Annotated in this window: 18 protein-coding genes; 5 read left to right on the forward strand and 13 right to left on the reverse strand. The window is 33.6% G+C overall.

Annotation, left to right across the window (positions count from 1 at the left end; translation table 11 throughout):
- Positions 1 to 32 precede the first annotated feature (32 nt).
- The 5 genes from ACP5QL_RS00290 (at position 33) to ACP5QL_RS00310 (ending at position 7,736) form a co-directional block, all read left to right on the forward strand.
- Entirely contained in the window at positions 33 to 2,024 is a 1,992-nt protein-coding gene (locus tag ACP5QL_RS00290; protein WP_012583780.1) for a sodium-translocating pyrophosphatase, read from the forward strand.
- Between the two features lie 141 nt (positions 2,025 to 2,165).
- The gene (gene ileS, locus ACP5QL_RS00295; protein ID WP_273333403.1) at positions 2,166 to 5,093 is read left to right on the forward strand and encodes an isoleucine--tRNA ligase; all 2,928 of its coding nucleotides are present in this window, start codon (positions 2,166 to 2,168) and stop codon (positions 5,091 to 5,093) included.
- A gap of 23 nt (positions 5,094 to 5,116) precedes the next feature.
- Positions 5,117 to 6,019 carry an ABC transporter substrate-binding protein gene (locus ACP5QL_RS00300; RefSeq protein WP_273333402.1) on the forward strand — a complete coding sequence of 301 codons (903 nt, stop codon included), beginning with the start codon at positions 5,117 to 5,119 and terminating at the stop codon, positions 6,017 to 6,019.
- Positions 6,019 to 6,957, forward strand: coding sequence for a FecCD family ABC transporter permease (locus ACP5QL_RS00305; RefSeq protein ID WP_012583783.1), 939 nt, complete (start codon positions 6,019 to 6,021; stop codon positions 6,955 to 6,957). The genes ACP5QL_RS00300 and ACP5QL_RS00305 overlap by 1 nt, the downstream gene beginning before the upstream one ends.
- Positions 6,954 to 7,736 carry an ABC transporter ATP-binding protein gene (locus ACP5QL_RS00310; protein ID WP_012583784.1) on the forward strand — a complete coding sequence of 261 codons (783 nt, stop codon included), beginning with the start codon at positions 6,954 to 6,956 and terminating at the stop codon, positions 7,734 to 7,736. The genes ACP5QL_RS00305 and ACP5QL_RS00310 overlap by 4 nt, the downstream gene beginning before the upstream one ends.
- Here ACP5QL_RS00310 and ACP5QL_RS00315 read toward each other — a convergent pair.
- Genes ACP5QL_RS00315 through ACP5QL_RS00375 form a run of 13 tightly spaced genes read right to left on the reverse strand, consistent with a single transcriptional unit; the run spans position 7,710 to position 18,042 of the window.
- Positions 7,710 to 8,297, reverse strand: coding sequence for a hypothetical protein (locus ACP5QL_RS00315; RefSeq protein WP_273333401.1), 588 nt, complete (start codon positions 8,295 to 8,297; stop codon positions 7,710 to 7,712). The two genes, ACP5QL_RS00310 and ACP5QL_RS00315, sit on opposite strands and share 27 nt — an antisense overlap.
- Before the next feature lies 1 nt (position 8,298).
- Positions 8,299 to 8,961: a ribulose-phosphate 3-epimerase gene (gene rpe, locus ACP5QL_RS00320; protein WP_424661896.1), complete on the reverse strand. Its 663-nt coding sequence runs from the start codon at positions 8,959 to 8,961 to the stop codon at positions 8,299 to 8,301.
- 3 nt (positions 8,962 to 8,964) lie between these two features.
- Positions 8,965 to 9,528, reverse strand: a complete 564-nt coding sequence (locus ACP5QL_RS00325; protein WP_012583787.1) for a PASTA domain-containing protein — start codon at positions 9,526 to 9,528, stop codon at positions 8,965 to 8,967.
- Positions 9,525 to 10,571, reverse strand: a complete 1,047-nt coding sequence (gene rlmN, locus ACP5QL_RS00330) for a 23S rRNA (adenine(2503)-C(2))-methyltransferase RlmN (protein ID WP_273333400.1) — start codon at positions 10,569 to 10,571, stop codon at positions 9,525 to 9,527. Before rlmN ends, ACP5QL_RS00325 begins: the two co-directional genes overlap by 4 nt.
- Positions 10,564 to 11,856: a 16S rRNA (cytosine(967)-C(5))-methyltransferase RsmB gene (gene rsmB, locus ACP5QL_RS00335; protein WP_428124887.1), complete on the reverse strand. Its 1,293-nt coding sequence runs from the start codon at positions 11,854 to 11,856 to the stop codon at positions 10,564 to 10,566. Before rsmB ends, rlmN begins: the two co-directional genes overlap by 8 nt.
- Positions 11,856 to 12,545 (reverse strand): zinc metallopeptidase, encoded by a 690-nt coding sequence (locus ACP5QL_RS00340; RefSeq protein WP_012583790.1) that lies wholly within the window; start codon positions 12,543 to 12,545, stop codon positions 11,856 to 11,858. Before ACP5QL_RS00340 ends, rsmB begins: the two co-directional genes overlap by 1 nt.
- A 15-nt stretch (positions 12,546 to 12,560) precedes the next feature.
- On the reverse strand, positions 12,561 to 13,505 hold the full coding sequence (gene fmt, locus ACP5QL_RS00345) for a methionyl-tRNA formyltransferase (protein ID WP_273333399.1): 945 nt from the start codon (positions 13,503 to 13,505) through the stop codon (positions 12,561 to 12,563).
- The gene (def, locus tag ACP5QL_RS00350) at positions 13,502 to 13,963 is read right to left on the reverse strand and encodes a peptide deformylase (protein WP_428124888.1); all 462 of its coding nucleotides are present in this window, start codon (positions 13,961 to 13,963) and stop codon (positions 13,502 to 13,504) included. The genes fmt and def overlap by 4 nt, the downstream gene beginning before the upstream one ends.
- Positions 13,964 to 13,973: 10 nt before the next feature.
- Positions 13,974 to 16,085 carry a replication restart helicase PriA gene (priA, locus tag ACP5QL_RS00355; protein WP_428124889.1) on the reverse strand — a complete coding sequence of 704 codons (2,112 nt, stop codon included), beginning with the start codon at positions 16,083 to 16,085 and terminating at the stop codon, positions 13,974 to 13,976.
- Positions 16,086 to 16,093: 8 nt separating this feature from the next.
- A complete protein-coding gene (gene rpoZ / locus ACP5QL_RS00360; protein ID WP_012583794.1) occupies positions 16,094 to 16,297 on the reverse strand; it encodes a DNA-directed RNA polymerase subunit omega in 204 nt (67 codons plus the stop codon).
- Entirely contained in the window at positions 16,278 to 16,910 is a 633-nt protein-coding gene (gene gmk / locus ACP5QL_RS00365) for a guanylate kinase (protein WP_012583795.1), read from the reverse strand. The genes rpoZ and gmk overlap by 20 nt, the downstream gene beginning before the upstream one ends.
- Positions 16,911 to 17,168, reverse strand: a complete 258-nt coding sequence (locus ACP5QL_RS00370) for a DUF370 domain-containing protein (protein WP_012583796.1) — start codon at positions 17,166 to 17,168, stop codon at positions 16,911 to 16,913.
- Between the two features lie 16 nt (positions 17,169 to 17,184).
- Positions 17,185 to 18,042 carry an endoribonuclease YicC domain-containing protein gene (locus ACP5QL_RS00375; RefSeq protein WP_164931024.1) on the reverse strand — a complete coding sequence of 286 codons (858 nt, stop codon included), beginning with the start codon at positions 18,040 to 18,042 and terminating at the stop codon, positions 17,185 to 17,187.
- Positions 18,043 to 18,066: the final 24 nt, after the last annotated feature.

Here is an 18,066-nt window from a genome sequence, read left to right on the forward strand (position 1 = left end):
AAGGAGAATTTTTTTAAGAGGGAGGTTGAAAAATGCAAAATCTACTCTGGATTGTTCCCCTTTCAGGTTTCATTGGTTTTATCACCGCTTATTTCATTGCTCGCGGAATTTTAAGAGAAGAAGAAGGACCAGAAGAAATAAAAAAGATCATGAAAGCAATACAACAGGGAGCAGATGCGTTCTTAAATCGTGAAATTAGAACTGTATCAATTTTCGTAATCTTATTTGGAATCTTTATGGCTATAGTCTTACAACCTCTTTTAGGGCTTTCCTTTGTTATAGGTGCATCTTTCTCGATGTTAACAGGATACATTGGAATGAAAATTGCTACAAGAGCCAATGGTAGAACCACTTATGCCGCAGCTAAATATGGTACTGGAAGAGCATTAGATATTGCCTTCTCTGGCGGATCTGTTATGGGACTTATGGAGGCAAGTTTAGGAATCTTTGGATCAAGCTTAATATACCTGATCTTAAGTAGATTTATGCCCGATCCAAGGTTAAAACTTGAGATCATCAGTGGATATGCTTTAGGGGCAAGTTTTATTGCTCTCTTTGCCCGTGTAGGTGGTGGTATTTATACCAAAGCTGCTGATGTGGGAGCTGACTTGGTAGGTAAAGTTGAGGCAGGAATTCCAGAAGATGATCCAAGAAATCCAGCGGTCATAGCAGATAATGTGGGAGATAATGTAGGAGATGTGGCAGGAATGGGGGCAGATCTCTACGAGTCTTACGTAGGGGCTATTCATGCGGGGGCTGTATTAGGATTTGCATATGCAGACTTAAAAGGCTTACTCTTCCCCTTCCTCTTAGCAGTAATAGGCTTATATGCATCCATTATTGGGATAATATTTACAAAAGTTTATGCATCAAGAAAGAATGCTGATCCAGCCAGTGCATTGAGGAATGGAACCTTCCTTTCTGCAGGGATAACTATAGTTGGGTCCTATTTCCTTTCCCTAAGTTTGGTAGGGAATTCAGGTCCTTTCTGGGCATCTCTGATAGGTATTCTTGCAGGAATTGGGATAGGACTAATAAGCGAGTATTACACTTCTAATAAGCCTATTGAAAGAATTGCTTATGCAAGCACTACAGGTCCAGCTACTAATATCATTACAGGTCTTTCTGTTGGAATGGAAAGCACTTTCTTAACTATTGTTATCCTTGCCATTGGAACTTATTTATCCTACATTGCCAATGGTATGTGGGGTGTAGCAATAGCAGGTGTTGGAATGCTTGCAACCTTAGGCATTACATTATCTGTTGACGCCTATGGACCTATTGCAGATAATGCCTCAGGTATAGCTGAAATGGCTCATCAAGGAGAAAGAGTAAGAGAAATAACAAGTTCTCTTGATGCCTATGGAAACACAACTGCAGCAATGGGGAAAGGATTCGCCATTGGATCTGCAATACTCACAGCTCTATCTTTGTTTGCTGCATTTAAAGAATGGGCAGGAATAAGTTATATTGATATCTCTAAAGCAAGTGTTCTTGCAGGTGCTCTTATTGGAGGTATGCTTCCTTTCTTATTCTCATCTTTAGCTCTTAAGGCTGTGGGTGAGGCAGCAACTCATATGGTAGAAGAGGTAAGAAGACAATTTAGGGAAATAAAAGGTCTACTCGAAGGAAAAGCAGAACCAGACTATGCAAGGTGTGTAGACATAAGTACAAAAGGAGCATTAAAAGCCATGGTTCTCCCAAGTTTAATTATGATTCTCTCGCCTTTTGTAATTGCTTTTATCTTTGGAAAAGAAGCTCTTGGTGGAATGTTAACAGGTGCAACCATATCAGGTGGCTTACTCGCTATATTTATGGCAAATGCAGGTGGGGCATGGGATAATGCTAAGAAACTCATAGAACATGGTAAATTCGGTGGAAAAGGATCTGATGCTCATAAAGCAGCAGTGGTAGGAGATACTGTAGGGGATCCTTTCAAAGATACAGCTGGTCCTTCCATAAACATCTTGATTAAGCTTATGTCTGTAATCTCCTTAGTATTCCTCCCTATATTCTTCCATTAAACTATACTAGATAAAAAAGGTGAGGGATAAGTAATCCCTCACCTTTTTTATTTTTAGAAACTTATAAAACTTGACATAGGTTCTTTTTGTAATATACTTAAACCTAAATTGAGAGCTTTAAGATTTGGAAGGAGGGATATTTTGTTTAAGAAATTACCGTCGCTAATAAACTTCCCAGAGATGGAAGAAGAAATATTAAAATTCTGGAAAGATAACGATACTTTTAAGAAGTCTTTAGAAATAAGAAAAGGTTCTCCAAGATTCAATTTTTATGAAGGACCTCCTACTGCTAATGGAAAACCACATGCTGGACACGTTTTACCCAGAATATATAAAGATCTTTTCCCTCGCTATAAGACTATGCAAGGATATTATGTGCCAAGAAAAGCAGGATGGGATACCCATGGTCTGCCTGTAGAGTTAGAAGTAGAAAAAGAACTTGGTCTTAATAGCAAGCAAGATATAGAAAAATATGGGGTAGAAGAATTCAATAAAAAATGCAAGGAAAGTGTGTTTAGATACGAGAGAGAGTGGAGAAGATTTACAGAAAGAATTGGCTTTTGGATAGACATGGACAATCCCTATATTACTCTAAGTAATGACTATATAGAATCGGTTTGGTGGCTTATTAAAAAAATATGGGAAAAAGGACTTTTATATAAAGGCTATAAAATAGTTCCTTGGTGTCCAAGGTGTGAGACAGCTCTTTCAGATCACGAGGTGGCTCAAGGTTATAAAGAGACAGAAGACCCATCTATTTTTGTAAAATTTAGAGTTAAAGATCAGGAAAATACATATTTTCTTGCATGGACCACTACCCCTTGGACTTTAATCTCTAATGTAGCCCTTGCAGTCCATCCTGAAGAAGAGTATGTAAAAGTTAAACATAATAATGAGTATTACATTCTTGCTGAAAAAAGGCTTCCCTACATATTCGAAGAAGGAACCTATGAAATTGTAGAAAAGAAAAAGGGAAAAGAAATAGAAAAAGCTTACTATGAACCACTATTTACTTTCCTTCCTGTAGATAAAGATGCTTACTACGTGGTCTTAGGTGATTTTGTCACATTAGAGGATGGAACAGGAATTGTACACATTGCTCCAGCTTTTGGAGATGAAGACTTCCAATTAGGTAAAAAGTACGACCTTCCTTTCTTACAGCCCGTAGATCAAAATGGTAAATTTATAAAAGAAATAAAGCCTTGGGCAGGAATGTTCATAAAAAAGGCAGATCCTCTAATAATTGAGTATTTAAAAGAGAGAAATCTCTTACTTAAAGAAGAAAAGTATACCCATACTTATCCTTTCTGTTGGAGATGTGATACTCCTCTTATATATTATGCAAGATCTTCATGGTATATAAAAACCACAGCTATAAAGGAAGATCTACTCAATAACAATAGAAAAATAAATTGGTATCCAGAACATATAAAGGAGGGAAGATTTGGAAACTGGCTTGCTAACAATATTGATTGGGCATTATCAAGGGAAAGATATTGGGGTACACCCCTTCCTATCTGGGTATGTGACTCTTGTGGCCACGAAGAATGTATTGGAAGTTATGAAGAATTAGGTATTACTGATACTAAGAATTTTGATCCTCATAAACCATATATAGATCAGATTACCCTTAAATGTCCTAAATGTGGAGGGACTATGCACAGAGTTCCCGAGGTTATTGACTGCTGGTTTGATTCAGGAGCAATGCCTGTAGCCCAATGGCACTATCCTTTTGAAAACCAAGAGGAATTCAAAGCATCCTTTCCCGCTGACTTTATATGTGAGGCTATAGATCAAACAAGAGGATGGTTCTACAGTTTACTTGCTATCTCAACCCTTGTATTTAATGAACCAGCTTACAAAAATGTACTTGTTACCGAATTAGTTCTTGATGAAAAAGGCGAAAAAATGAGCAAACACAAAGGAAACGTAGTAGATCCATGGATAATTCTGAACAAATATGGAGCTGACGCTCTTAGATGGTATATCTTTACAGTAAGCCCACCATGGGTACCACTAAGGTTTGCACCTGACGCTGTAAATGAAGCTCTTAAAAAATTCCTATTAACTTTGTGGAATACTGTATCTTTCTTCTCTATTTATGCGGAAATTGATGGCTTTGATCCCAATTCCCATTTTGTACCTTTCAATGAACTCGAAGATCATTCTGACAAATGGATCATCTCACGTTTAAACTCATTAATTGTAAAAGTGAAAAATGATATGGAAAATTTCAATGCAACCCAAGCAGCAAGATCAATTCAGTCCTTTGTTATTGATGATCTGAGTAATTGGTATATCCGCCTTAATAGAGAAAGATTTTGGAAGTCTGAAAAGGACAAAGATAAATGGACTGCTTATACTGTTACTTACACTGTAATAAAAGAACTTTCTAAATTAATAGCTCCTTTTATTCCATTTACTGCTGAAAAGATTTACCAAGAAATAGTAAGAGTAGCCGAAAAAAACTCACCAGAAAGTGTCCATCTATGTGACTATCCTGAGGAAGCAAAAGAATTAATTGATACTACCCTTGAAGAAAACATGGAAATTATAAAAGAGATTGTAACAGCAGGAAGAATGCTAAGAAATCAAGCTAACATAAAGATTAGACAACCTCTATCTAAAATATGGATAAAAGTTGATCCTAAGTTAGAAAAGGACATAGAAGCTCTTAAAAAGTATGTACAACAAGAATTAAACGTTGAGGAAGTGATTATGGGAAGTGCTGAAAGTAAAGAGGGAGTACTCTATCATAAAGAAGACGCTTTTGAAATTGAACTTGACACAAAACTGACTGAGGAACTATTAAACAAAGGTATCTTAAGAGAATTAGAGCACAAAATTCAAATGTTAAGAAAAGAAGCCAAATTAGATTATACCGACAGAATAAAATTCTACTATGAAGGTTCTCAAAGGATAAAAAATATTATAGAAAATAATAAGGAAGAATTTGCTGAAGAAATTTTAGCTATAGAGATCAAAGAAGGAAATATGCCAGACTCCGCATACAAGAAAAACATCAAAGTATATGATGAAGAATTAACAGTGGGCTTTGAAAAGGCATGAATCTTAATAGGAGGTGATGGTTTATGTTTAAAAAGAGAGCCTTAAAATTAATAATTTCAATAGTAATTTTAATACTTATCTTTTCCATTTCTTTTTCTAAAACCCTCCCTATTACTTTAAAAGATGATTTAGGAAGAACCATAGTTATAAATAAATACCCAGAAAGAATCATATCTCTTGCTCCATCCTCTACGGAAATTTTATTTTCCATAGGTGCAGGAGACAAAGTCATCGGAGTGACAGATTTTTGTAACTATCCTAAGGAAGCTTTAACTAAAGAAAAAGTTGGAGGATTTAGTAACCCTAATGTAGAAAAGATTATTTCCTTAAAACCCGATCTTGTAGTTCTTTATAAGAGTTTTCCTAAGGAGGTATTTATTCAACTTGAAAAGAATTTACCTGATACCAATTTTATTGTATTAGACCCTAAAACATACGAGGATGTGATGAAGAATATAATTTTAATAGGAAAAGCTGTAGGAAAGGAAGAGGAAGCAAGAAGAGTCTATAACAACATGCTTAAGACATGGCTAGAAATTCAAAAAAAGACCATTTCTATAAAAAAATCCCCCAAAATTTTATTCCTTGTGTGGAATGATCCCTTTATTTCTGTTTCTCCATCAACCTTTTTAGGGGACCTTATAAAGAAGCTTAAAGCCATCAATATTGTTGAAAATAAAGAACCAGAATATCCCGTACTGAGCATAGAATTTATCGTTTCTAAAAACCCTGACCTGATAATTATAGGGGAGATGTCAGGAATTTCAATTAATTCCATATTAAATCACCCTTTACTAAGAGAAACAAATGCAGCTAAAAATAAAAGAGTTTACTTAATCAATGACGATCTTGTTTTTAGACCAGGACCAAGACTTGCAGAAGGCTTGAAGGAATTATTTAAGATAGTTTATCCTAATCTAAATTGATGAGACTAAAAATTGCACTTTTATCTGCAGTTCTTATAATCTTAACATTCTTATCAGTTTATGTAGGAGGAGTTAAAAAACTCTCAGATGAAGTCCGGGGAAAGATAATATGGAACATAAGACTCCCCCGGACTCTTCTTTCAACTTTGGTAGGTGGGAACTTAGGACTTGCTGGGGCAATCTTGCAAAGTCTTTTTCATAATCCTTTAGCAGAACCCCACATAATTGGCCTTTCTTCGGGAGCCTTATTGGGAGCAACTTTATATTTTATTCTTTCTGGAAGCACATGGGATATTGATCCTTTATTGACTCCATTGTTTGCTATAACAGGTTCCGTAATAGTGCTTATTTTACTTATTTTGTTAAACAAAAAATTCCAATCATCATATACTTTGATTCTCCTTGGAATTTCATTAAACTCTCTCCTTTCATCTGTTATTGCTTTAATACTCTTTTTAAAACAAAAAACCTTTCAGGGAGTTTACTTTTGGCTCCTTGGGGGATTTAATGGTAAAACCTGGAACCATTTTTGTTTGTTAGCTTCTTACTCTAATATTGGAATTCTATGGGCTTTCTTATGGAGAAATAAATTTAACTTATTATTCTTAAGCGAAGAAGAAATGTACAGCTTAGGTTTTTCGCTAAGAAAATATCAACCTCTTATAATAATACTTCTCTCTTTTCTTATATCTCCATCGGTAGCTGTATCTGGAAGTATCGGATTTGTAGGACTTATAGCCCCCCACTTAATGAGAGTATGGGAAACCTCTGATTATAAATGGTTGATACCATCAAGTTTTCTTGCTGGCGCAAATTTACTTCTTGCTTCAGATATATTATCGAGGATACTTTTTTATCCTACTGAAATTCCTGTGGGTATCATTACCTCTTTTTTAGGAGTTCCATTTTTTATGTATCTCCTAATCAGAAAAAAATGATTAAATTTATAAACGTTTCTGCTGGATATAAAAATAAGATCGTTATAAAAGATTTTTATTGGGAAACTCCAAATCAAGGATTCGTAGGAATCATAGGTCCCAATGGCGCTGGAAAAACTACACTTTTTAGATTACTAATTAAGTATATAGAGCCCACAAAAGGAGAAATCTTTATTGAAGATCAAAACCTAAAATATATTAAACAAGAAGAAATAGGAAAAAAAATAGCTCTACTACCCCAAAAACCTTTTTTTGAGATAAATCTTGCGGTGGAAGAATATGTCTCCTTAGGAAGGTACCCTCATCATCCCTATTGGAGACCTTTGAGTAAAGAAGACATAAACAAGATTAATGAGAGCTTAAATATTACTAATACCATGCACCTTAGAAAGAAAAAATTGGCCGAGCTTTCAGGAGGAGAACAACAAAGAGTTTTACTTGCGAGAGTATTAGCGCAGAATCCTCGTATTTTACTCCTCGATGAACCAACCAACAGTTTAGATCCCTTTTATCAAATACTTTTTTTAAATTTTGTAAAAAAACTTAGTTCAAAAATCCTCGTTATTTCAAGCCTCCATGATATAAATATGGCTTCCATTTATTCTGATCATATTCTCGCAATTAAAAATGGAAGATTAATAACTTATGGAGAAACCAATAAAGTACTTTCTAAAGCACTTTTAGAAGAAATTTTTCATGTAAAATATACCGAGATAAATTTTGAAGGGAAAAAATTCTTCCTTCCCACAACGTTACCAATCGGGAAGACTGATCTTTGATAGTCTTCTATCAATAAACCAGATCCTTATAATAAGAGCAAAAATAGCTCCCAAAATAATATTGGACAAAGTCATAAGATAATAGAAAAATGAAATTATTAAGAATATCTTTGCTTCATTCTTCTTTGAAGAGTAAATAAAATGCTTGCTTAAGGTTATCTCGCCTTTTACACTTCCCGGATATTCTCTGTAAGTCCAGATATTACTTATATACCCAGGAATATCCAAATAGAAGAAATAAAGGGCTATAGTAAACCCTGCGATTATTTCATACACTTCTTTGCTGAAGCCATGATATCTTGTAAGCACCCATACAAAAAGAACATAAAGTATTAATATGATGTTTAAAAGCCAAAAACCAAAACCTCTCTTAGGCTTTTCCGCCTTTTTCTCTCCCTGCTTTCGCCAAGGAGGAACAACTTCTTCGCTTCCCTCTACTTTTATATACTTCTTAGCATCCTCCTGATAATGTAATTCTTCTTTTTTTTCTAAATAACTTCTTAAAATTATAAAGAAAATTATAGTTATAGGAATAAACCAGGGCTGATATACCAATCCCATTCTACACCTCCTTATATCTTATAGATTTCATCTTTATAATAACTTCTCTTGGATTTTCCGAATTAAATATACTATTACCACTAATTAATACGTTAGCTCCTGCCTCTATCACTAAGGGAGCAGTATGAAGATCTATACCTCCATCTACCATAATGTCAAGGTTAATTCCTTCTTTAACAGCCATCTCTCTAAGAGATTTTATTTTTTTTAAAGAGAAATGCAAAAATTCCTGTCCTCCATAGCCAGGATTTACAGTCATGATTAACACCATATCCAACTCTCCTAATAGATACTCTATGGTATTTAAAGGAGTCGCAGGATTTAAAGTAATAAAAGGACGAATATTATGATCTCTTATGTACTTTAAGAGTCTTTGAGGATGGTGGGTAGCTTCAACATGAAAACCAAGGTGACTTGCTCCAGCTTCTATAAACATATCCACAAAATTCTCGGGTTTTTCCACCATTAAATGCACATTTAATGGAATGCTGTACCTATTTCTTAAAGCTTTTACTAAGGAAGGTCCATAACTCAAATTAGGGACAAAATGTCCATCCATGATATCTACATGAAGAGCATCAGAAAGATCTTTTACTATCTCTATTGACCTCTCCATATTAAGAAGATCCGCAGAAAGAAGGGAAGGATAAACTTTTATATCCATTTTTTATTGTCCCCCTGTATAAGGCTCTGTGGTGTAAGAGGTATAAGTAGGTTCCTGAGGTGTATAAGAATAAAGAATAACTGTAGCATTTTTCTCTATAAAAAAGCCTGATTCAGGTATTTGCCTTACAATATAGCCATTTTCTCCATTAATAATTTCTACTCTTAGTCCTAACTTCTCAAGAATATTTCGTGCTTCCCCTGTATCCTTGTGTATTAGATCAGGAATCTTAACAATTTGAGGCATATTTATCCAAAGAAATATTATGCTTCCTAAAGGTACTTTTGTATTTAAAGGGTTTTGATCTAACACCATAAGTGGGTCTTTATTTTTATCAATTAAAATTCCTCCTATGACTACTTTGAAATTATTTTTTGCCAAAATATCAGTAGCCTCTACTAAATTTTTGCCCCGAACATCGGGTGGGAAAACCAAATTAGGATTGCTGTTTATAGACTTCTGCAAAAAGAAAATTAAAAAAACTAAAACAGCAAAGTTTACAAAAATAAGTAAATATAGAATTAATTCTCTTATAGAAATTTTCTTAAATATTTCCCACTTTCTCATATTGTTTCCCCTTTATTTTTCAAATACAAAGCTCTAAGCTGACCACACCCTGCTTTTATTTTACTACCATAGGAAATTCTTAGAGTAACATTAATACCACTCTTAGCAAGAATTTCCTTAAATCTAAATATATCTTTTAGATCAGAGGTCTCCCAAGGATACTCTCTAACTTTATTCCACGGTATAAGATTTACATGAGCAGGTTTACCTTTCAAAAGCCTTACAAGTTCCTTAGCATCTTCTCTTCTATCATTAAAATTCTTTATTAAAACATATTCAAAGGTTACCCTTCTCCCAGTCTTTTCAGCATAATAAAAGGCGCTTTCCAAGAGTTCTTCAATAGGATACTCCTTATTTATTGGTATAATTTTACTCCTTAATTCATTATTAGAAGCATGAAGAGATATAGCAAGCCTAATTTTTAGATTCTCTTCCGCTAATTGATATATCTTAGGAATTATCCCAATAGTGGATAAGGTTATATGTTTTGATCCTATATTAAAGCCCCATTCTTCCTTTATAATTCTTATAGACTTAATCACATTATCATAATTTGCAAGAGGCTCTCCCATACCCATGTAAACCACATTAGAAATTTTTTCTTCCTTTTTCTCTAAATCTTCTTGAATTACCATTAATTGACCTATAATCTCATGAGTCTCTAAATTTCTTTTAAGCCCAATAAGCCCAGTAGCACAAAATTTACAACCTATAGGACAACCTACCTGAACTGAAACACACACTGTATTTCTATTCTTATGAGAGATAAGCACTGTCTCAATATTCTCTCCGTCCTCAAGTTCTAATAAATATTTTTTAGTGTTTCCATCTCCAGTGATCCTAACAACTTTAGGAATTTGAAAAGAAAAATATTCTAAAAGTTTTTGTCTCAAAGTTTTAGAAAGATTAGTCATATCCAAGGGGTTTAAAACTAACTTCTTATAAATCCAATCAAAAATTTGATCAGCCCTATAAGAGGGCTCTCCCCATCCTTGCAATATATTTCTTATTTCATTTATCTCAAAGGAAAGAATGTTATTCATAACCTATTAACGCAATAAAAAATCCGTCAGTATTATACTTATGAGGAAGTACCTTCATTATTCCTGGAAAAAGTTCTCCTTTATACTTAAAGTTAACTAACTTAAATTCAGGATTTCTCTGTAAAAATTGTAGCAATACACTTTCATTCTCATGCCAGGTAATAGTACAGGTGCTATACACCATCCTTCCTTCTCTCTTAAGCAGTTTTCCTGCCCTTTCAAGCATCTTCACTTGCATCTCAGAAAGATTATAAATATCATCTCTTTTCAATCTCCATTTTATTTCAGGTTTATGACTTATCACCCCTAAACCAGAGCATGGAGCATCTAAAAGTACTCTATCAAAAGATCTATCCAAGGAGGAGGGCAAGTTTAAGACATCTTGAGAGAAAGTCTCAATTATTGAAATTCCAAGTCTTTTAGCATTTTCTTCTACCAACCTCAATCTGTTCTTGTTAATATCTACTGAGATAATTTTACCCTGATTCTTCATCAATTCTGCTAAATGGGTACTTTTTAATCCTGGAGCAGAACAAAGATCAATCACTCTATTTCCTGGTTTAGGATTTAAAATTAATGCAGGCAACATAGATGCCTCACTTTGAATCACAAAATAACCTTCATTAAATAGATCAGATCTCTCAAAATCAAAGCCATCCTCAATTATGAGGGCCTGATCTACAAGATTACCATCTTTGAACTTAATCCTTCTTTCCAACAGTTTTTCCTTTAAATCTTTTTTAGAAATTTTTAAAGTATTAACTCTTATAGAAACGTTATGACTTCTATTTAACCAACTTAAAGCCTTTACAGCCTCCCCTCTACCTATATAATCAAACCATTCCTCCAAAATAAAATCTGGAACCCCATAACGGATATGGAGAGGGATAGAATTTAAATTCAAATTATTTTTCTCTCTTATTATATTTCTTGAAACCGCATTTATTAATTTTGCTTCCTTAGGAACCTTTTTTTTAGCTATTTCTACAATCTCATTAACAGCAACAGGCAAAATAGTATCTTTTAAAAAGTAAACATGATATACCACTAATCTCAAAAGGACTTTACTAAAAAGGCTAAGGTTATCTTTTCTTACAAATCTTGACCATATATAATCAAGAGTTATTTTCCATCGAGTTACCCCATAAACAAGTTCAGTAATGAAATGCTTCTCTTTTAAAGATAAATCATAAGAGAGAAGCCTATTCCTTAAAAGAATATTTAAATAAGCTTCCCTCCTCTCCAAGTCATACAGAATTTCTGCAGCTCTTAATCTTACTTCCATTAGTCTCTTCTTCTCATATTTGCAAGAAGTATCAAACGAAGTAGATTTAATAATGCTGTCAAAGCAGCAGCAAGATACGTAAGAGCAGCTGCATTTAATACCTTTTTTACCCCTTCAGCCTCTCTTTGAGTAACAAGACCAAGAGATAGTAAAACTTCTTGAGCTCTCTTACTAGCATTAATTTCTACAGGAAGAGTTATTAAATAAAACAAAACAGCCAATGAAAAAGCTAAAATACCTATATTCATTAAGCTTGAACTTCCAAATATAAATCCTAAAAAGAACAATGGAAAAGCAAGATTAGTACCAATATTAGCCACAGGTACGAGAGAGGATCTTAAAGCCAAAGCGTAATAACCTGTAGCATGTTGTATTGCATGTCCAATCTCGTGAGCCGCAACTCCAAGAGCTGCAACTGATGGCTCTGAATACACAGGTTCAGACAGTCTCAAAACCTTTGTGGTAGGGTCATAATGATCAGTTAAAGTCCCTGGAATAGGTTCTATTCTAACATTATCTAATCCTATACTTCTTAAGATTATTTCTGCAGCTTCCCTTCCTGTAAGCCTACGAGAATTAGGTATCTCAGAGTAGTATGCAAAGGTGGACCTCACTTTCATACTTGCATATATGGAGAGAATTAAAGCAGGCAAAAGTAAAATATAGGTAGGATCCCACCAAAATAACATAGTATATTCACCTCCCTAACTATTTTCAAATCTTTCACCAATATTTAAACGGTATCCGTTCATAAATTCCAAGAAGCTCATTCTCTTCTTACCCTCTGGCTGAAGTTCCAGAAGCCATAATATTCCATTATTTACTTTGACTCCTATACCTCTTTTTTTATTCTGCTCAATTATTGTACCATTTATTATCTCCTCATTAAAAATTTTTTCTTCGAAATCTGCCTTAAATATCTTTAAAATCTTACCCCTAAAAAAAGTCATAGCTCCAGGTTCAGGAGAAAGAGCTCTTATTTGACACCATATCTTCTCGCCCCTCATATTCCAATCTATTATCTCCTCTTCTTTACTTAATTTAGGTGCGTAAGTTGCTAAGGATTCTTCTTGAGGTACTGGACTAAGTTTTCCGTCTTTTATAAGAGGCAAAACCTCAAGCAAAAGTTCTGCACCTAAATGGGCAAGTTTTATTGAAAGAGTACCTCTGTTATCATCAGGAAGTATCGGAATTTTTCTTATAGCGTAAACAGGACCAGTATCAAGACCTCTTTCCATCTTCATTATAGATACCCCTGTTTCCTTTTCACAATTCATTATTGCTCTTTCTATAGGAGCAGCACCACGATACTTAGGAAGAACAGAAGCATGTACGTTTATTCCGCCATATGGAGGAATATTCAGAATATCTTCAGGAATGATCTTGCCATAAGAAGCTACAACTAAAGCTTCAGGATTTAAGCTTCTAATAATTTCAAAAAATTCCTTGTTTCCTTTAAGCTTTTCTGGCTGATATACAGGAATACCCTTAGAAATAGCAAAATCCTTTACAGGAGAACACATTACTCTCTTGCCTCTTCCTTTTGGCTTATCAGGTTGAGTTACCACAGCAATTATATTAAGATAGGGAGATATCCTTTCCAGAATTATTCTTGAAAATTCGGGAGTCCCAAAATATATAATTCTCATTTTTCCTCCGGTGGAGTAGGTTCTCCCACAGCTCTATCTAAAATTAATATTCCTTCAAGATGATCAACTTCATGCTGAATCACTCTTGCAAGAAGACCTTTTGCTTTATATCTTTTTGTCCTTCCCTGTAGATCCTGTGCTTTAAAAATTATTCTTTCAGCCCTTTTTATAGGTACCTCAACTCCAGGAACACTTAAGCATCCCTCATAATCCAGAACTTCACCATCCATTTCTAAAATCTCTGGATTAATAAAAGCTATAGGATTTTCTTCGTAATCCACCACAATAATTCTTAGACTTTCTCCCACCTGAGGGGCTGCCAACCCAACCCCATTAGAAAATTTCATTGTTTCTATCATGTCTCTAACTAAATTTTTGACTTTTTCATCAATTTTTTCTACCTTTTTTGCCTTAATTTTTAAAATTGGATCACCTATTTTTCTTATCTCCATAATCATATCCTTCACCTCATGTTAGAATTTCTTCCATATCTATATTAATTATAAATCTCAAGTTTGAAAATGGAGCTTTACTTTTTTCACATATCTCTCGCAAAAAAGCACCATCTATTAAACCTTCCTTATCTTTTATTATAATCTGATATCTGTATTTATCCCTAATAAAATAAGGAAAATATGGTGCAGGTCCAAGAACATCCAAAGTAACAAAATTACTCCTTATCTCCTCAACAATCCTACCTCCTTCTTCTAATATCTCCCTCTCATCTATATCCTCCAGAAGTATTTGATGAATCTTAGAAAAAGGAGGATAATTCAAAGACTTCCTATTAGAAAGTTCTCTATTCAGAAAATCCCCAAAGGAATTGATTTTTAAAGCTTTCACTACATAATGAGAAGGATTATAAGTTCTAATTATTATCTCTTTTCCTTTATACATACCAACTATTCTCTTCATCATATTGAAAGTCTTTTCAGGACTTGCAAAATCAGGAATATGCAAGAAATTATCTAAATTATATATAATCAAAAGCCCAATTCCATTATCGTCAAGCCAAGGTTCTATCAACCTTGTACCTACTATTATATCCGCTTCATGAATCAAAGTCTCATCTTGTAATTCTATCTCACTGTCAACCCTTAAGACTTTTGCCCATCTATACGTATTGACAATATAGCGATACAATTTTTCCGTCCCGATTCCGCTTTGTATAAAACTGTATCCTTCACAAACTGGACATCTTTCAGGAGGCAACATCTCAAACCCACAATAGTGACACTTCATAATTCTTTCCTCTAAGTGATAAACAAGTGAAGATTTACAATGAGGACACATAAATATGTAACCACAATCCTGACATTGAACATAGGGAGAATATCCAAGCCTATTCAATAAGATAAAAACCTTTTTTTTATTCTTGAGGTTTTCCTCGGTCTTTCTTAAAGAATAAAAATCAAGGATATCATGGGTTTTTTCTCTTCTCAAATCAACTACTGTAATCTGAGGTCTATTTAAGAGAGGTTTTCTGTAAAGCTCCAAATCCTTATAATTTATAGCTCTATAAAAGGATGCTATTGAAGGAGAACTACTACCTAAGACTATAGGTATTCCCTCTAACTGAGCCCTTTTTAAGGCCACAACTACTGTATCATATCTTGGTTCCTTCTCACGCATATTGTAAAATTCATTTTCTTCCTGATCTACTATTATCAATCCAAGGTCTTTAAAGGGCAAAAATAGACCTTTACTTGTACTTAAAACCACAGATTGCTCCGTATTAGTGGTCTTAAAAACAGAATAAGCCTGAGCCTCAGTAAGAAAACTGTGATAAAAATATATAGAAAAAGGTACATATTGAGAGAGAAAATCTCCAAATTGAATCAAACTTTTGATAGTAGGAAAAACAAAAAGCACACTTTTCCCTTTTTGATAAATATGTTTCATTATCTCATGATAAATCTTCCACCTTTCCTCTCTTGCTTCAACAAATAAAAGAAGAGGTTTTTGCATTAAATCCAGAATTTTCCTCTCTATAAGAAAACTTCCCCACGAATCCCCCTTCTTTTCACTCAAATACACATGTTTTCTTGGCTTTTTCTCCTTCAGTTTTATTTCAAATCTTTCCTCAATAGCTCCTTTCTTAAGTAGACTTTTTATAATATTTTCAGAAATTTTTAACTCTTTCTTTAATTTTTTTTCCTCTATCTCACTTTCAACTAAAGCCAAAAATACTTTTTCCTGTTTCTTAGACATATCTACCGCCACATCTTTTGCTTTTAAATAACGATCAATTTCTAATTCAACACCTGATGGAAATATATAATTTGCAGTTTTATATAGGGAGTTAGAATAATAATTGCTTATCCAATTCACAAGAGTTATAAGAGATTTAGAAATAGGCGGTATATTTTCTAATACGCTAAGAATTGGATACACCTCAAATTTAGGATCTTCAATTTCTACAATATCCCAAATATACCCTAATTTCTTGGATTTTTTAAGAGGTACAATAACCGCCTTTCCAATATCAACTAATGAAATAAATTCATCAGGAATAGAGTAATACAAAAAATCCTTTTCTGGAATATATGTGTCAAAAAGTACTACTTTACTCGCTTTCACTAAACTTTCTAATCTTCTAAATCATCTCCTTCTCCATAAGCAATTTTCTCCTGAGCAATCTCTTCCATAGCAAGGATTAGAGGATCCCTCGCGATAGTTTTCAAAAACTTTAACTCCTCAAAAAGTTGCCTTGCTCTTTTTGATATTACAACAGTCAAAACATATTTGTTAGGTATTTTAGAAATAAGTGTATCAATATTTACTTCCTTCATCTTTTACACCTCCAAAGATTCTTAAAAAATGTTCTACTTTTTCTTTGCACAGTCTATGTCTTTCAGCATATATAATACACCTTACTACATCTACTGCTTCATCCAAATTATCATTTACAACAGCATAATCATAATAAGAAATCTTAGAAATTTCAAGAGGGGCATTTTTTAGACGTATATTTAAATCTTGTAAATCTTCGGTTTCTCTATTTATAAGTCTCCTTTTTAGCTCATTAAAATCAGGAGGCAAAACAAAAACTAACTTTGCATCACTAAAAATTCTCTTTACATTAATTCCTCCCTGTACATCTATTTTTAATATTACATCTACACCCTTACTAATATAGTCTTCAACCATTTTTTTAGGAGTTCCATAAAGATATCCATGAACCACTGCCCATTCCAAAAACTCTTCTTTATCGATCATTTCTTTAAATTTCTCTTCATTTACAAAGAAATAGTTTTTACCATCTTCTTCACCTGGTCTTTTAGGCCTTGTGGTATAAGAGATGGATTTAACAAGATTGGGTACAATTCTTAAAACCCTTTCCAAGATTGCGTCTTTTCCAACTCCCGATGGTCCTGATAAAACAAAAAGATTTCCCCTAAACATCTATGAGCTCTCCTCTTCTTTATCTCCACCTTCTATTCTTGCTGCAATAGTTTCAGGATGTAAAGCAGATAAAACTATATGCCCGCTATCAAGAACTAACACTGCCCTTGTTTTTCTACCATAAGTAGCGTCTATAAGTTCATTTCTAGTTTTGGCGTCAGATAAAAATCTTTTTATAGGCGCAGAATCAGGACTAATAATAGCTACAATACGAGAACTAACTACCATATTACCAAAACCTATATTTATGAGTTTCATCTAAACCCTCTCCTTCCTATTCAACATTTAATATTAATTCACGAATTTTTTCAAGCTCATTTTTAATGTCTACCGCATAAAACATAACAGAAGTTTTAGCTGTCTTACTAGAAAGAGTATTAACTTCTCTATGTATTTCTTGGACTATAAACTCAAGAGTTTTGCCTATTGATTCTTCCTTTTTCATTTCATTCTTAAATCTTCGAACAAATTCTTCTATTCTTATAATCTCTTCATTTATATCTGTTTTCATAAGTAATAAAGAGAGCTCCTGATATAACCTATTCTCGTCTATATCCTTAAAATTAAACTCCTTCAATTTTCTCTCCAAAAATTCTTTTGCTTCTTTTTGCCATTTTCCCTCTTCTTTTTTAATTAAAAAAAGTAAACTTTCTATCTTATCAAGACTCCTTTCTAAAGCCTCAAATATGCTTTTTCCTTCCTCTTCTCTTATTCTATTAAATTCTTCAAGAAGAATTTTAGTCTCAGTCAATAAGTTTGAAAAATCCTCGTCTCTGAAAAATCTGTTTTCTACATAAAAAATCTGCGGATTAGCAAGTATTTCCTTCCAATCCCAAATATTCTCTTCCTTTCCCGTTATTCTTCCAATCTCCTCAAGAATATTCATTATCAAAGGAACATTAATTTTATAATTAGTTAAATGGTCTTTAGTTATCTTAATAGAAAATAAGATAAAACCTCTCTTTACAAACTTTTTAATCTCTCTTGCAATCTCTTTCTCAATTGATGATAGAGTATCAGGAAGATTTATTTTAATCTCCAAAAATCTATGATTATAGCCTTTAACTTCTAAGAAAAAATTAAGGCTATCAATAGATAATTCTCTAAATGCTGAAGCAGTCATGCTCTTCATTAGTAGTTATTTTACTTCACCTAA

The sequence above is a fragment of the Dictyoglomus sp. genome (assembly GCF_049968615.1).
Lineage (GTDB): Bacteria > Dictyoglomota > Dictyoglomia > Dictyoglomales > Dictyoglomaceae > Dictyoglomus > Dictyoglomus turgidum.

Excerpts from the sequence above, each read along its gene's own strand:
- ACP5QL_RS00290 (WP_012583780.1), top strand. The coding sequence starts at position 33 with ATGCAAAATCTACTCTGGATTGTTCCCCTTTCAGGTTTCATTGGTTTT.
- ACP5QL_RS00300 (WP_273333402.1), top strand. The coding sequence starts at position 5,117 with ATGTTTAAAAAGAGAGCCTTAAAATTAATAATTTCAATAGTAATTTTA.
- ACP5QL_RS00305 (WP_012583783.1), top strand. The coding sequence starts at position 6,019 with ATGAGACTAAAAATTGCACTTTTATCTGCAGTTCTTATAATCTTAACA.
- ACP5QL_RS00310 (WP_012583784.1), top strand. The coding sequence starts at position 6,954 with ATGATTAAATTTATAAACGTTTCTGCTGGATATAAAAATAAGATCGTT.
- ACP5QL_RS00315 (WP_273333401.1), bottom strand. The coding sequence starts at position 8,297 with ATGGGATTGGTATATCAGCCCTGGTTTATTCCTATAACTATAATTTTC.
- rpe (WP_424661896.1), bottom strand. The coding sequence starts at position 8,961 with ATGGATATAAAAGTTTATCCTTCCCTTCTTTCTGCGGATCTTCTTAAT.
- ACP5QL_RS00325 (WP_012583787.1), bottom strand. The coding sequence starts at position 9,528 with ATGAGAAAGTGGGAAATATTTAAGAAAATTTCTATAAGAGAATTAATT.
- rlmN (WP_273333400.1), bottom strand. The coding sequence starts at position 10,571 with ATGAATAACATTCTTTCCTTTGAGATAAATGAAATAAGAAATATATTG.
- rsmB (WP_428124887.1), bottom strand. The coding sequence starts at position 11,856 with ATGGAAGTAAGATTAAGAGCTGCAGAAATTCTGTATGACTTGGAGAGG.
- ACP5QL_RS00340 (WP_012583790.1), bottom strand. The coding sequence starts at position 12,545 with ATGTTATTTTGGTGGGATCCTACCTATATTTTACTTTTGCCTGCTTTA.
- fmt (WP_273333399.1), bottom strand. The coding sequence starts at position 13,505 with ATGAGAATTATATATTTTGGGACTCCCGAATTTTCAAGAATAATTCTG.
- def (WP_428124888.1), bottom strand. The coding sequence starts at position 13,963 with ATGATTATGGAGATAAGAAAAATAGGTGATCCAATTTTAAAAATTAAG.
- rpoZ (WP_012583794.1), bottom strand. The coding sequence starts at position 16,297 with ATGAAGGAAGTAAATATTGATACACTTATTTCTAAAATACCTAACAAA.
- gmk (WP_012583795.1), bottom strand. The coding sequence starts at position 16,910 with ATGTTTAGGGGAAATCTTTTTGTTTTATCAGGACCATCGGGAGTTGGA.
- ACP5QL_RS00370 (WP_012583796.1), bottom strand. The coding sequence starts at position 17,168 with ATGAAACTCATAAATATAGGTTTTGGTAATATGGTAGTTAGTTCTCGT.
- ACP5QL_RS00375 (WP_164931024.1), bottom strand. The coding sequence starts at position 18,042 with ATGAAGAGCATGACTGCTTCAGCATTTAGAGAATTATCTATTGATAGC.